Annotated in this window: 8 protein-coding genes; 4 read left to right on the top strand and 4 right to left on the bottom strand. The window is 59.4% G+C overall.

Annotation, left to right across the window (positions count from 1 at the left end):
* Window positions 1-67: 67 nt before the first annotated feature.
* Window positions 68-1,321 carry a glutamate dehydrogenase gene (locus BVU17_15720; GenBank protein ID AUG49040.1) on the bottom strand — a complete coding sequence of 418 codons (1,254 nt, stop codon included), beginning with the start codon at window positions 1,319-1,321 and terminating at the stop codon, window positions 68-70.
* A gap of 120 nt (window positions 1,322-1,441) precedes the next feature.
* Complete coding sequence (locus BVU17_15715; protein ID AUG49039.1) at window positions 1,442-1,747, bottom strand: hypothetical protein; 306 nt, start codon at window positions 1,745-1,747, stop codon at window positions 1,442-1,444.
* A 319-nt stretch (window positions 1,748-2,066) separates the two neighbouring features.
* Between BVU17_15715 and BVU17_15710 the strand changes: the two genes are divergently transcribed.
* Together BVU17_15710 and BVU17_15705 are read left to right on the top strand one after the other, a co-directional pair.
* On the top strand, window positions 2,067-4,934 hold the full coding sequence (locus BVU17_15710; GenBank protein AUG49038.1) for a bacterio-opsin activator: 2,868 nt from the start codon (window positions 2,067-2,069) through the stop codon (window positions 4,932-4,934).
* Window positions 4,935-5,206: 272 nt separating this feature from the next.
* Entirely contained in the window at window positions 5,207-6,496 is a 1,290-nt protein-coding gene (locus tag BVU17_15705) for an amino acid dehydrogenase (protein AUG49037.1), read from the top strand.
* Window positions 6,497-6,569: 73 nt separating this feature from the next.
* Here the strand turns inward: BVU17_15705 and BVU17_15700 are convergent, their stop codons facing one another.
* Window positions 6,570-10,469 carry a histidine kinase gene (locus BVU17_15700; protein AUG49036.1) on the bottom strand — a complete coding sequence of 1,300 codons (3,900 nt, stop codon included), beginning with the start codon at window positions 10,467-10,469 and terminating at the stop codon, window positions 6,570-6,572.
* A 221-nt stretch (window positions 10,470-10,690) separates the two neighbouring features.
* Here BVU17_15700 and BVU17_15695 point away from each other — a divergent pair, with 221 nt between their 5' ends.
* Window positions 10,691-12,637 carry a PAS domain S-box protein gene (locus BVU17_15695; GenBank protein AUG49360.1) on the top strand — a complete coding sequence of 649 codons (1,947 nt, stop codon included), beginning with the start codon at window positions 10,691-10,693 and terminating at the stop codon, window positions 12,635-12,637.
* A gap of 890 nt (window positions 12,638-13,527) precedes the next feature.
* Window positions 13,528-14,637 (top strand): guanosine monophosphate reductase, encoded by a 1,110-nt coding sequence (locus BVU17_15690; protein ID AUG49035.1) that lies wholly within the window; start codon window positions 13,528-13,530, stop codon window positions 14,635-14,637.
* 120 nt (window positions 14,638-14,757) lie between these two features.
* Here BVU17_15690 and BVU17_15685 read toward each other — a convergent pair whose 3' ends face one another.
* The gene (locus BVU17_15685) at window positions 14,758-15,036 is read right to left on the bottom strand and encodes a hypothetical protein (protein AUG49034.1); all 279 of its coding nucleotides are present in this window, start codon (window positions 15,034-15,036) and stop codon (window positions 14,758-14,760) included.
* Window positions 15,037-15,156: the final 120 nt, after the last annotated feature.

Below are 15,156 nucleotides of genomic sequence, written 5' to 3'. Positions count from 1 at the left end.
TCGTTTGGTGACAGAGCGCTCCCAAATACAGTAACGGGCGCGGCGGCCAGATGTGGTCCGGAACCCGTTACGGCCAGGTTCCGTTCTGCTCGCTGGCGTTCATGACCCGTTGGAGTGCGACGACGTATGCGCCGGTTCGGAGGGACGGGAGGTTTCGCTCCTCGTAGGCATCGACGAGGTTCTCGAACTGCTCGACGATAATCGAATCTAGTTCTTCGTTCACGCGCTCTTCGGACCAGTAGAAGCGCTGCCTGTTCTGGACCCACTCGAAGTACGAGACGATGACGCCGCCCGCGTTCGCGAGGATATCTGGAATGACCAGCGTCTCGCGGTCGCTGAGAACGTCGTCCGCTGCGGGGGTAATCGGACCGTTCGCGGCCTCAGAGATAACGTCCGCGGATATCTCACGTGCCAGAGACTCGTCGATGGCGTTCCCAAGGGCGGCCGGGATCAACAGATCGACATCGAGTGTGAGCAATTCATCGTTCGTTAATTCCGCTGCTGCGTCCGGATAGCCGATGACACTCCCGGTTTCACGTTTGTAGTCCTTGACTGCGACGGGGTCGAACGACGATTCGCTGTAGATCGCCCCGCTCGAATCGGACACGGCGACGACATTGGCCCCCATCTCGTAGATGAGTTTCGCCGCGATCCAGCCGGCGTTCCCGTAGCCCTGAACCGCCACCGTCGCGCCTTTGAGGTCCTTGCCGAGATACTCGAAGGCTTCACGCGCCGCGACGACTGTCGACCGTCCGGTCGCTTCGACGCGGCCTTCGCTGCCGCCGCTTGCGAGGTCCTTTCCGGTGATGACGCCGGGCTCGGTCGTGTGTTCCAGTGTCTCGTAGGTGTCCTTGATCCAGTTCATCTCGCGCTGGCCCGTGTTAACGTCAGGGGCAGGCACGTCGCGGTCGGCTCCAATCAGTGGCGTCAGCTCCTTCGCGAACGAGCGCGTGACCCGTTCGAGTTCGCTCTCGGAATAGTTGCTCGGATCGATGACGATGCCGCCTTTCCCACCGCCGAGCGGGATGTCGCTCGTCGCCGTCTTGTACACCATCCACCCCGAAAGCGCCTTGACCTCGTCGCGGTCTACTTGCGGGTGATAGCGGATTCCGCCCTTGTACGGGCCACGGTCACCATTGAACTGCGACCGATACGCACGGAACACCTCGACTGACCCGTCGTCCATCTCGACAGAGAGGTTCGTTTCCAGTATACGCTCGGGTGCTTTCAGCCGTTCCAGTTGTCCCTCTGAGATGTCCACGTATTGTGCTGCTGCATCGATCTGCGTCCGCAGGCTCTGGTACGGATTTACATCAGACATGTGTCCATGAGACCCATCGAGATACCAAAAGCTATCCATTTTTACCAGAAAATAATCATATGTATGGTTACAGATAAAGCTAACAGAGCGGCTTACGTCGGCGCTTTAGCTCAGGAAATATTATCCTATATTCAAATTACTATCAAATTTTGTTACTACTAGATTGCCTGTTCTATCTGCTATCCGAACAGTGGTGTCCGTATCGAGTGCCACAGCATCCGCAACCTGTTCCGTTCCGCGCACTGGAACATCGACCCGGTCGACATCCGGAATCAGGCAGTCACGATGCCCGGTACGTTCGAGCAGAGCGTCTCCGCTGGGGAAGTGCCAGATCCGGGTCACGGATTGGAACACTGGTACCGACATCGGTGCCTCGATGTGCCTGATAGCTCTCTTTTCCATCAAGCGACGTTGTACGTCCATCATAGCTGATCTGGGACGGGAGCCGCTGGACCTCTGGACGACGAGCGAGGACCGCCTGTGTTAGTCCATGTGCTGTCCGTCATGTCTCTCCGTGCGGTCCGGTCGTTGACCCATGGCACTCTATCGGAACGACCGCAGGAATGAGGAAATAATAAATTGTTTAGCAACGAAGTATATCGGACATCAGGTGTTTATTATTGAACCCCACATCCACATTCCGGCGACTGAACCCCTTCGTTTCCGACAGGTGGCGGCATCACGAACGAGTGTCCACTCACCGCGACAGTGGTCTCAGTGATAGCTCCGTGCCCGGGAGAGGCAGATGAGTGACGCCGGGAATCCGCTCGACACGGCACAGGTACTCGTGGTCGGTTCTACGAACTGGTGCGAGCAGTTCTCGGATGCGCTTGCATCGAGTACTGGGGCCACTATCCTCACCGCCGGGACAACACCGGCCGCTCTGGACATAGCGCGTCAGCGCTCAGTCGACTGCATGGTCACGGCAGCGACACTTAGCGACGGGAGTGGCACTGATTTGGTCCGACAGCTCCGGGACTCGGCTCCGGACCCTCCAGTCGTTCTCGGGGCAACGGACGGCAGTGAGGCCCTGGCGAGTGAGGCAATCGAGGCCGGCGTTTCCGACTACGTACCCCTTGCGGAGACAGACGGCCTGCAAATAGACGACTTGGTCGAACGAACCGAGAAGGTGCTCCGATCCACGCGGCGAGCGACCATGCAGCGCGAACGGGCACGGCAGTTCGACGCCGTCTTTCACGACACACAGACGGCCACGTGGGTCCTTGACCCGGATGGCTCGCTCGCCCGTGTGAATCAGACGGGACGGGCGATGATTGACGAGGACGTGGACGCGGTCATCGGTGACCCGTTCTGGACGCTGCCGTGGTGGTCCAGATCCGAGGCAACTGAACGCGACATCCGGCAACTCGTAGAAGCCGCACGCGACGGGCAGTTCGGGAACGTGGTCGTCCACCAGCCGACCACAGCCACAGACCGCGTTATCGAGCTCTCAGTTCGGCCGGTCGAGAACGACTTCGGCGACGTAACCTCGATTGTGATCGAAGGAATCGACATCACGGAGCAGGTCACCCTCGACCGCGACCTCCGCCAGTCCGAGGAGCTCCACCGAGTTACGCTCAGCAATATGACCGACACCGTTCTCATGACGAACGAGGACGGAGAGTACACCTACGTCTGCCCGAACGTCCACTTCATCTTCGGCTACACCGACGACGAGATCCGCGAGCAGGAAACGATCGATACGCTCCTCGGTGAGGACCTGTTCGACCGAGCGGAACTCGCCGAGAAGGGCGTTCTCAAGAACATCGAGTGTACCGTCACCGACAAAGCGGGTCACGAGCACACGCTGCTGGTCAACGTCCGCGAAGTCTCGATTCAGGACGGAACGCTACTGTATAGCTGCCGGGACATCACGAAACGGAAACAGCGCGAGGAAGCACTGACGACGCTGCAGGAGACCGCACGGAAGTTCCTCTACACAGAGACCAATCAGGAAATCGCCCAGCATATCGTCGATGACGTGCTCAGTGTGTTCGATGTCTCTGCGAGTGCAATCTATCTGCACGACGCCGAGACGAACGAACTCCAGCCAGTGGCACAGTCCCAGGCGATGACCGAACACCACGGGCCGCTGCCGGCCGTCCGCACGAACGACGACACGCTCCCGAGCCACAGCTTCGTCAACGACGAGACACTCGTGTTCGACGACGTCCATACGTCGGATCGGCTGGAAAACCGGGCGACCGACCTCCGGAGCGTGATGTTCATTCCGCTCGGCAATCACGGCGTGTTCGTCACCGGGTCGACTGCGGTCGGGGTGTTCGACGACGTGACACAGGAACTCACCGACCTGCTCGCAGCGACCGCCGAAGCCGCCCTTGACCGGGTCGTCCGGGAATCCCAGCTCCGGGAACAGGACCGCGAACTCCAGCGGCAAAACGAGCAACTAACCGCCCTGAATCACATCAACAACACGATTCGGGAGATAGACCAGACAATCGTCAGCGCCGAAACGCAGGACGAGATCAACCACACTGTCTGTGAACGGCTGACTGACACGGACCGATTCAAGTTTGCGTGGATCGGGAGTGTCGACCCGGGCGGTAGTACCGTCGAACCGCGAGCGTGGGCCGGCACCGAACAGGGGTATCTCGACAGTCAGCAAGTCACCGTCGCGCCCTCTGAGACCGAGCCCGCAGGCCAGACGGCTGCGACCGGCGACGTGACGATGATTCCCAACGTCGCCGCCGACCTCCGAAACGCGCCGTGGCGGTCGGACGCACTCACGCGCGATTTCCTCTCTGTGTTGAGTATCCCACTCGTGTACAACGACCTCAGGCACGGGATTCTCACCATCTATGCGGACACGAAAGACGCGTTCGACGAGACAACGCGCACTGTGTTGCACGAACTCGGCGAAACGATTGCCTCGGCACTCAGCGCCATCGAACGGAAACACGCGCTGCTCACGACCTCGGTGACCCGCGTCGAGTTCGCCATCGATGACGAGCGGTTCCTCCTGTCGCGACTGGCCCGGTCTGTGGGGTGTACGCTTTCCTACGAGGGTGGCATCCAACACGCGCCGGCCGGCAACAGCGTGTTCGTTACAGTCGAAGATGCTGACGTGCAAACAGTCGCGGCAGCCGCGGCCGATATGACGACGATTGACGACGTGACAGAGATAAGCGACGATGACACTGACACCGGCGTCCTGCGACTGGAGCTGTCACAGCCGTTCCTCGCCATAGAACTCGCCGACCACGGCGCTATCTTCCGGGAAGCGACCGCAGACTCGGCGGGAACGACACTCGTCGTTGATGTGCCACAGAGCGTCGACGTTCGAAATATCGCGCAACTGGTCGATAGTACCTTCTCTGGCGTTGAACTCAAGCGCAAGGAGACGCTCGAACGGGGTGTCGAGCAGGACCGGGGTTCGGAGTTCCTCACGGACCTCACGGAGCGGCAACTCGAAGTGATCCAGACCGCCTACTACAGCGGCTACTTCGAGTCACCGCGCACGAAGTCCGGCGAAGACATCGCGACGATGCTCGAAATCTCCCCACCGGCGTTCTACCAGCATGTCCGGACTGCCCAGCGGAAACTGTTCACCACACTGTTCGAAGAGCGGAGCGTCTCGGGTCTTGAGTCGTGAAGGGGGTTCAATAATAAATAAGCCAATCTCACCCTACTTCTTTGTTTAACCTCTGAATATTCCTTTGATGTCCTTCTATTCCTTAGTCGAGTGCTGGCGGTCGGACACCGTCACTCGTGAATACACATGAGAGATGTAGAGCAAGACCACGACGAGAAGACACCGTACGAGTGCTTTGCGTGTGGCACAGTCATCACTGCAGAGAGCCAACCGGAGAACTGTCGGGACTGCGGCGGCGAAATGCGCAACCGACTGACACCGCTGGAATAACGATGGGACCGGAACTGACCTCCGCCTCTCCGTCGGGTGAGTCGTCGTCAGGGTCGGAAACGGCGCTCGAAACAGCCCGGCTGCAGCTCCACAGAGCCGCGGACCACCTCGATATCGACCCGAACATCGTCGAACGGCTGAACCACCCGAAAAACGTCCACGAGGTCACCGTCCCCATCGAGCGGGACGATGGCACGGTGGAAGTGTTCACCGGGTTTCGAGCACAGCACGATAGCGTCAGAGGGCCGTACAAAGGTGGCCTCCGGTATCATCCCGACGTGACGAGGGATGAGTGCGTCGGACTCGGGATCTGGATGACCTGGAAGTGCGCGGTGATGGACCTCCCCTTCGGCGGCGCGAAAGGCGGTATCGCGGTCAATCCGAAAACGCTGAGCCGAGACGAGAAAGAACGGCTCACCCGCCGGTTCGCACAGGAACTCCGCGAGGTCATCGGTCCGAACCGAGACATACCAGCCCCGGACATGGGAACGGACCCACAGACGATGGCCTGGCTAATGGACGCTTACTCCATGCAAGAGGGCGAGACGATACCGGGCGTCGTCACCGGCAAGCCGCCTATCGTCGGTGGGAGCAAGGGGCGTGAAGACGCGCCCGGCCGGAGCGTCGCGATTATCACACAGCAGGTCTGTGAGTACTACGACCAGCCACTGTCGGACACCACTGTTGCGGTACAGGGTTACGGCAGCGTCGGTGCGAACGCAGCACGGTTACTCGACGAACAGGGTGCGACTGTCGTCGCGATCAGCGACGTGAACGGGGCGATGTACGACCCCGGCGGAATCGATACCGCGACAGTCCCGTCACACGACGAGGAACCGGAAGCGGTCACCGAGTACGCCGACACCGTGATTTCGAACGACGAACTGCTGACGCTGGACGTCGACGTTCTCATTCCGGCAGCACTCGGCAACGTCATCACCGAGGCGAACGCGGACGACATCGCCGCGGATTTCGTCGTTGAGGGGGCGAACGGGCCGACTACGTCCACTGCTGACTCAATTCTCGCTGACCGCGATGTCGTCGTGATTCCGGATATTCTGGCGAACGCCGGCGGCGTCACGGTGAGCTACTTCGAGTGGCTACAGGACATCAACCGTCGGTCATGGTCGCTTGAGCGCGTAAACGATGAACTCGACGAAGAGATGCGAGCGGCCTGGGACGCCGTTCGGACGGAGTTCGAAAAGCGCGACATCACGTGGCGTGATGCGGCATACATCGTCGCCCTTTCGCGCATTGCTGAGGCCCACGAAGCGCGCGGGCTCTGGCCGTAGTTCTGTTTCTGCCGGTCCCGGAACGGGTTCCACGCCTGCGTCCCAGCGCCGAGAAGTCGCTACTGTGCTTCTCTCAGTAGCAGAACTCGAACCGCGCCCCGCCAGCAGCGCCGTCTGTCACACGGACGCTCCAGCCGTGCGCATTGGCGATGTCTTCGACGATTGAGAGTCCGAAGCCAGTACCCCCTTTGGTAGACGTGACGCCGTGTTCTAGCACCTCCTCACGCTTCCCCGTGGGAATCCCGTCACCGTCGTCTTCGACGTAGAACCCGTCGCCGCCGTCTAACTGCCCGACAGTGACGGTGACGGTGTCCCCGCCGTGCTCGATAGCGTTTCTGAAGAGGTTCTCGAATAGCTGCGTCAACCGCCCGGCGTCACCAGCCACTGTCGGGACCGTGTCAGCAACCGTCAGCGTCGCTTCAGCGGTGTCGACGTATCCCCAGGCCTCCGTCGTCACAGCCTTGAGGTCGATCTGTTTCGCATCCGTAACTGTGGTCTCACCGCGCGATAGCGTCAGGAGGTCGTCGATCAGCCGCTCCATGCGATCATGTGCCGCCTCGATCCGGTCTACGTGACTGAGGTCGCCTGTCTCCTCGACGATGTCGAGAAACCCGATGGCGATGGATAGCGGATTCCGGAGGTCGTGGGCGACGACACTGGCGAACTCATCGAGCCGTTCGTTCTGCCGCTGGAGTTCGGCCTCGCGGCTTGCACGGGTGAATGCCGCCTCGACAGTCGCACCCAGTATCTGGAACAGATCCACGTCTGTATCAGAGAACGTCTGTTCCTGTGTCGTTCCGACGCCGATAAGCCCAAACTCGCCCAGCGGAACGAACAGACCGCTTCTGAGAGCCGTGCCGGTTTCGCCGAACGATGTCACGGACTGGATGTCATCGTATCGACGCACTTCTGAGGCCTGGAACGCCTCCCAGACAAACGCCGAATCGGACTGCACACGTGGCAGCTCACCGAACCGATCCCTCGTGGCTGCACTCGCCGACAGCGGAACAAGCTCGTCGGTCCGGTCGGCGTACTCCCAGATACCGGTGAGTTCGAACCCGAGAATCTCGACGGCAGCCTCGATCGCGATGTCTCCGATCTCGTCATTCGACCGTGCGCCACTGAGCCGCTGTGCTGTTTCCTGCAGCGACCGGAGTTTCGCCTCTAACTGTTTCTGCTCAGTGATGTCCTCTAACACGGCCAGTATGCTCACTATCTCTCCGTCAGGAGCAGTGATTGGGACAGCCGACAGGAGCAGATCTAGTTCCTCACCGGCTTTCGTCTTCCGTCGTACCTCCTTGCCCCGAATCGGCTCGCCGCTCAATACGCGCTCCCGGTGAGAGGCGAACTCAGCCTGGTGCTCGTCTGGGACCATCGGATTGAATTCGCCAAGCACCTCTTCGCTCGACCAGCCGAACATATTCTCGGCTCCATCATTCCAGCGGATGACCGTCCCGTCCGTGTCGATTTCCATGACAGTGAGCGGCGTCGCCTCGATGAGTGACTCCAGTCGCTGGTTCGTCGCTTCGAGTTTGCGTTCCCGCTCGACCTGCTCAGTCACGTTGCGGGCGATGCCGACGATCCGGACGATCTCGTCACCCACAATAACCGGCGCGAGGCTCGTGTCCCAGAACCGTGCGTCGTCAGCGATGTTCAGCTCCTCACGATACGAGATTGGCGCACGCTGTTCGACACAGCGAGTGTAGTTCGCTGCGAGCTCAGCACCGCGTTCGGCACCGAAGACCTGCCGCGGTGTTTGCCCTCGAACGTCCTCGGTCGTGAGTCCCGTCTGCGACTCGTAGCCGGGGCTGAGTCGCGCAAACTCGAACGCTGGCTCGTCACCGGCTGTCTCGACATCGAGCATGAATATGGCGTCACCGGAGGTGTTGAGCAGTGCCTCGTATTCCTCTGCAAGCTCTCGGTGCGCGCGCTCCTCGGCTCGTCGCTCGGTGATATCCTGGAAAACCCCCCGAAGCACGGGCTCGTTGTCCTGCGAACCGTCGACGCGCTCCCCCCATGCCCGAACATCGCGTACCTCACCGTCTGTCCGAACGATTCGGAGATCGAGATCGTACGACTCCCGGGCCTCGATTGCCCGCTCGACGGCCTTCGTAATCGTCCCCCTGTCCTCAGGATGGTAGAACTCGATAGCGTCGTCGATAATCGGTTCGTAATCGTCGTCGACCCCGTGAATCCGACGCACTCCAGCGGACCAGTCGAGGTCGCCTGTAGACGGGTAGTACTCCCAGACACCGATATCAGCGATGGCTTGCACTCGTTCGAACAGGAACTCCTGTCGCTGGAGCTCCGCCCGGTCTTGTCTACGCGATATTTCGGCGCTCACGAGCTCTGAGAGTAGCTTCACGAACGTCCGCTCGAGCGCTCCAAAGGGAGCGACCCGCGTTGTGGGACTCGAAAAATTGACTGTCCCGTACCGACTCCCGTCAACGACCAATGGGACGCCGATGTACGATTCTAACTCGAACTCACGATATGCTGGGTGGGTTTCTCTCCCGTCGGCCACCGCATCGGTAAACGAACAGAGGGAATCTGTGCCCACGACTTCTTCGCAGTACGTCGATCCGATATCGAACTGATCCCCGGATTCGATTTCGGCAGTCGGCGCGTGCACTGCCGTGACCGTGTACTCATCCCCCTGAATGTGTGAGACGATGCCGATGTCGAGACCGAGCGTTTGACACCCCAGTTCGAGAAGTTCGTGAAGGCGTGTTTCGGCCGAGACATCGCTGCTTGCCATGATATTCTGGAGTTCCCGGAGCGCGTCGCGCTCTCGCTCCAACTGTCGCTTGGCTTCGCTCTGTTCCGTGATGTCCCGAGCAACGACAAGCGCTTGACTGCTCTTGTTGCTCTGGAACGGTGTCACTCGGACATCAAGTGTGCGTTTATTGCCACCGGTCGTGATATCAAGCTGTAAGTCCGCGTCGTACAACCCCGTGACGCCACCGTCGCCCTCTATGTCATTGAGCGTCGAGCGGACCGCAGATGTAAACTGCTCCGCATCAGACGTGGAAACGCGGTCACCCACGACTGTCTCTAACTGCTGCCCCGCGACCTGCGTTGCCCGTTCCCCGGCAATCAGCCGTTTCGACGCCGCGTTCGCGAATTCGATCGTCCCCTCATCGTTCAGGACGAACACGGCGTCGTGGATGGTTTCGAGGATCGCTTCACTGCGCTCCAGTTCCAGTTCGCGCTCCCGCTCGGCCGTCGTTTCATGTGAAAAGACGGTGAGCCCGTCATCGTCCGGGAATACCCGCACTTCGACCCAGTACTCAAAGGGTTCGCCAAGGTACTGTTCGAACGACACCGGGTCACCGGTTTCCATTGCCGTTCGGTATTTGTCTTCGAGTTCCGTCCCAACTACCGAGGGGAACTCTTCCCAGATGACCGTACCGACGATAGCCTTGGGGTCGCGGCCGACCCGGTTAGCCATCTTCTCGTTTACGTATTCGATTCGCCATTGGCTGTCGACGGCATAAATCCCGTCAGTCGCCCGCTCTAAGGTTCGTTGGAAGCGGTCGGATAGCCGCTCGGCGGCCGCCTGTTTGCGAGCGGCATCGGTGAGCGTCTGGATGCGGCCCGCGAGCACCTCGAAACTGTTCTGGCCCGCGCGGATCGGAATGTAGTCGGAAACACCCGCCTGTGTCGCTTCGCTCGCAATTCGCTCGCTCCCGCGGCCGGTAAATAGAATCGTCGGTAGTTCGTACTCGCCAGCCTGGAGCCGATTCAGGAGGTCGATTCCCGTCCCGTCCGGCAGTGAATACGAGGTGACCACACAATCGATAGTCGATGTTTCGAGCGAGTCGAGAGCAGCCTCCACAGTCCCGACAGCTGTCATGTCAAAATCCGATGAGAGATGTGCGAGTTTCGTCTGTGTTAGCTCAGCAAACTCACCATCGTTGTTTACATACAGAACCTGAATTGAATCGGGAGTCCTGTCACCTGTGTAGGCCATTGGAACTACTACGTAGTGGGCTTTTATCAGTCGAGTGGCCCGGTTTTTATCTGTGATACTATTGCGACCCGCCGAAATCAGAAATCACGGGTGTCAGGTGATTCGGTGCTGAAAATTTCCGCTATTGACACATACCACGTCCAAGATTAGAGTATAGGTTCTGATACTCGGGTCAGCAACTTTATCCTCCGAAGTTCGGTACAGTCGGTATCGTGTCAGAGATGTCGAGTATCGCTGTGCTTCATATCGATGATGAACCGGACTTTTTAGATGTGGCATCAGAAATACTCACACAGCAATCAGATAAACTCACTGTCGTCCCTGCGACGAGTGCTGCTGAAGGGCTCGACAGACTCGCGACGCGGTCTATTGACTGTATTGTCAGCGATTACCGGATGCCCGAGACAGATGGCATCGAACTCCTCGAAACTGTCCGTACGGAGTACCCTGATCTCCCGTTTATTCTTTTTACCGGAGAGGGGAGCGAAGCGGTCGCCAGCGATGCTATTGCCGCCGGTGCAACCGACTATCTGCGGAAAGGGCACGGCACGGAACGATACGAACTCCTCGCAAATCGTATCGAAAACGCCGTCGACCAGTACCGCACCAATCAGCGCGCTGCTGAACTTGAACGGGTTCGCGCTCTCGTAAGCAGTATCGACCAGGCTCTCATCCGGGCGAGTTCGCTCTCGGAGATCAAAACGCGTGTCTGTGAGATTATTAGCGACTCTGAACCCTACCGTTTTGCTTGGATCGGCGAGCCCAATCCTGAGACAGACCGAATCGAGCCACAGGCCTGGGCCGGCGTCGAAGACGAGTATCTCGATACGATTGTTGTCACGGCGGACGACTCTCCGACCGGACAGGGCCCCGCGGGCAGGGCCGTCCAGCACCGACGCATTGCTACGTCGCAGAACATTCAGGCTGACCCGGCGTTCGAGGTCTGGCGAGAGGAAGCACTCGACCGCGACTATCGGAGCAGTGCTGCGGTTCCGCTAGAATACAATGACACGCTTTATGGCCTTCTGTGCGTCTATTCGTCCCGTCCGTTCGCTTTCGCAGAGGACGAACAGGAGCTACTCACCGAACTCGGGAACAGCATCTCGCACGCCATACACTCGCTAAAGATCCGAAACGAACTCCGGACAGAACGGACTTTTATCGATCAGGCGCTCGATTCACTTGCCGATATATTCTACGTGCTTGATTCCGAAGGCAACGTCCAGCGCTGTAACGAACACTTCGAAAAGCTGGCCGGGTGCACCGACGAAGAGATGACGGATCTTGACGTACGCAGTCTTTTTCCGGAAGAGGAACGGGAGGCAGTCTCTAAGGCGATTGAGGAGGCGCTCACAACGGGGCACTCGACCATCGAAGCGGATTTCCGTACCGCAGAGGGGAACCGCGTTCCCTACGAGTTCACTGCTGACCGACTAACTGACGCCGACGGTACCATGATAGGGCTTGTCGGCACCGGTCGAAACATAGCCGAACGTACGAGGCGTGAACGGGAACTGCAGGATCAAAAAGAACAGCTGGAGCAGTTTGCCGCAACTGTCAGCCACGACCTGCGGAACCCGCTCAACGTCATACAGGGTCGGCTTGGACTCGTTCAAGCCGAACAGTCGAGCGATCATCTCGATGTGATCGAGACCGCGACTGATCGGATGGAACGCATTGTCGAGGACCTCCTCTGGCTCGCGCGGGAGCAACAAGAGATCGGGTCGCTGGAACCTGTCGCAATCGACGCAGTCGCTGCGGCTGCGTGGAAGCTTGTCTCTGACCCTGCAGACGAGGCCGAGCTGTACTGTGATTGTGGGGCCGATGCACAGCCAGTGATAAAAGCTGACCCCGACCAACTCCGGCACCTGCTCGAAAACCTGTTCCGGAACACGATTGATCACGCAGGTCTAGACGTTACTGTGGTAGTCGGCGAGATTTTCGGAGACGCCAACGGATTCTACATCGAAGACGACGGTCCAGGCATCCCCGACGAGGACCGGGAAAAAGTGTTCGAGGCCGGCTACTCGACTTCCGAATCGGGGACTGGTCTGGGTCTCAACATCGTCAAACGAGTCGTTGACGCTCATGGCTGGGAGATTCACGCAACTGAGAGTTCGATGGGTGGGACACGATTCGAGATTACGGGCCTCGAAGCCGTGGAATAATCCCGGCTGACAAGCGGGTGCGCGCTCATCGCGACTGCCCATGCTGCGATTGCGGACGCTCAGTAACCACAGAGCCAATAAAATGAACTAAAACGTCACAGTCGTTATTCCCAAGTAACCCTATTATCTCTAATAGGGTTCTGGTTCCCGCGCCACCTCTCCCCCACTGAATCCGGGCACCCTCAGCAAACGGCCCGGGTCCAGAACCCGTCGTCGTGGATGACGACCGTGAATGGTGCGGTGCACACTCCCCCCGGCTGCCCACCATTCCGTCGCTGGTAGCATTCGGGTGTATTGCTGACGCGACCGGACGGGAGTAACGCCCGTGAGAACTGTGCGACTTGCGGTCAAACCAACAGACAGCGAACGGATCCCGCAAGCATTTTATATATACTGGTAGCGGAGCTAGATGGGTTCTGAGCCTGTCCAATCGCGCTGGCTTTTCCCACACGATTGCCCGGGCCGGACCCCATCGTCAGTTTCGACGACTTCCGATGGTGCGTTGCACCCACCTCTCCCACCCCACAGCAACGTACCATTCGTTCGTGTGATCGGCAGAGCTGCGCGTTCCGGTGCTGACTGGATTGTGCAGACCTGCCACTGTGTTAAGGCTTACCACAAAAGATATGACCAACGGCGGCTTACGTAAACACGGGTTCTGGCTCCCGCTCTGGGCTTCTTCATACTTTGAGCCCACGCGTTTCACCCCATGCCTCGGATTCAGAACCCGGTCGTGCCTCTGACTGCAGTGGGTGGCACACACGGTGCCCACCGCCACCCGTCATCCGCTTCCTTGCTGGAGCGCAACCTCTGTTTCGGCCACTCACGTTTCCGGGGGAACTCTCCAATCCGACCTACTTTTGTTCTAGGCGGTACACTAGCAGCGGGGCATGAACGAGTTACGTACTGGATTGAGTTATGGCGACGTTCTTCTCGTCCCGAAACGATCACCGGTCGACAGTCGGAGCGACATCGACCTCTCGACGCCCCTTACTCCAACCGTTGAACTAGACACGCCGCTCGTCTCGGCCGCGATGGACACTGTCACAGAGGCAGCACTGGCAATCGAGCTTTCGCGTTCAGGCGGGTTTGGGGTGTTGCATCGCTTCTTGACGCCGGACGAACAGGCCGAACAGGTCACGCAAGTGAAGACCGCGGACGAACGGGTCGGTGCTGCCGTCGGTATAAATGAGGATTACGTGGCGCGGAGCGCGGCCGTCATTGCGGCCGGCGTTGATGCGCTCGTCGTCGACGTAGCCCATGGTCATCTTGAGCGGGCGCTTGATGCCGTCGAGACGCTCGCTGACGAGTTTCCCGACACTGACCTCATCGCCGGCAACGTTGCGACGCCCGCAGGTGTTGAAGACCTTGCCGCCGCCGGAGCCGACTGTGTCAAAGTCGGCATCGGACCGGGGTCACACTGTACCACCCGGAAGGTCGCGGGTGCCGGCGTCCCACAGCTGACCGCTGTCGATGACTGCGCCACAGCCGCTGCGGATCTTGACATCACCCTCTGTGCGGATGGCGGGATTCGCACGTCTGGTGATGCGGTGAAAGCCCTCATGGCCGGTGCCGATACCGTGATGCTCGGCAGCCTCTTTGCCGGCACGGAGGAGGCTCCCGGTGCGATCGTCGAAGTCGACGGGACGCAGTACAAGCGGTCGCGGGGGATGGCGACCACCGCCGCGGCCGAAGACCGTGACGACAAACAGAACAACGTCAGCGCTGACGAGGGAGTCGAAGCACTGACTCCGTACAAAGGCTCGGTCGCTGCTGTGGCTGAGGAATTCTGTGCCGGCATTCGCTCCGGACTCTCCTACTGTGGCGGACAGACCATCGCTACGGCCCGTGATAAGGCGGAGTTCATCCGTGTCGCCCAGAGCGCGAAAGAACGCGAGGGGTACCACACGGACCACGACTGGGAAGGCGTTAACGTGGAGAGTGAAGCCACACAGGTCCGTACCGCCGGCACCGAGGCGACAGTCGACAGCGACGACTGAGCCGGCTTCAGTGTGTTCGAGAAAGGTGCCCGCGTGATGAACTTCAACCCCACCGGTCCGCGCCACTCTCGCTGATGAAGGAGTTGGGAGACTGGAGTTCCGGCGATGTTGTTGCCTTCGCTATTCGCCGTCCCCGTCAGCCGCGGGCAGGTCGTCGTCTGTCTCTCCAGCGCTCTGCAACAGGAGATCCGTACCGGCTGCGGCAACCATACCAACGCCGACTGCGCGCAACTGCCGGCGATACGCTGGCTTCACCTGCAACTCCGACGCATTGTCGAAGTTCTTTCCGATCATGGATTTGATGAACTTGACACTTATCTGCGGGAAGAGCGCAGTCACGACCCCCTGGAAGAGGACGACTGCTGCACTGAGCTTACGACTTTTTCGACTATCCAACATACATTCATCTACGCGTCCGACAGGAATTACTATTGCGACTAATCCACTGCAGTGAGAACCGTAGAAACTGTTTTATTGGTGACTGGAGCGCGTCGCCCAGGCCTCGCACGCCGTTCGAAT

Source organism: Haloarcula taiwanensis (assembly GCA_002844335.1).
GTDB lineage: Archaea > Halobacteriota > Halobacteria > Halobacteriales > Haloarculaceae > Haloarcula > Haloarcula taiwanensis.
Note: the sequence above shows the minus strand (reverse complement) of the source record. Positions and strands in the feature narration are given on the sequence as shown.

What these genes read in the sequence shown, in the direction of transcription:
- BVU17_15720 (AUG49040.1), bottom strand. Translation starts at nt 1,321, where the DNA reads ATGTCTGATGTAAATCCGTACCAGAGCCTGCGGACGCAGATCGATGCA.
- BVU17_15715 (AUG49039.1), bottom strand. Translation starts at nt 1,747, where the DNA reads ATGATGGACGTACAACGTCGCTTGATGGAAAAGAGAGCTATCAGGCAC.
- BVU17_15710 (AUG49038.1), top strand. Translation starts at nt 2,067, where the DNA reads ATGAGTGACGCCGGGAATCCGCTCGACACGGCACAGGTACTCGTGGTC.
- BVU17_15705 (AUG49037.1), top strand. Translation starts at nt 5,207, where the DNA reads ATGGGACCGGAACTGACCTCCGCCTCTCCGTCGGGTGAGTCGTCGTCA.
- BVU17_15700 (AUG49036.1), bottom strand. Translation starts at nt 10,469, where the DNA reads ATGGCCTACACAGGTGACAGGACTCCCGATTCAATTCAGGTTCTGTAT.
- BVU17_15695 (AUG49360.1), top strand. Translation starts at nt 10,691, where the DNA reads ATGTCGAGTATCGCTGTGCTTCATATCGATGATGAACCGGACTTTTTA.
- BVU17_15690 (AUG49035.1), top strand. Translation starts at nt 13,528, where the DNA reads ATGAACGAGTTACGTACTGGATTGAGTTATGGCGACGTTCTTCTCGTC.
- BVU17_15685 (AUG49034.1), bottom strand. Translation starts at nt 15,036, where the DNA reads ATGTTGGATAGTCGAAAAAGTCGTAAGCTCAGTGCAGCAGTCGTCCTC.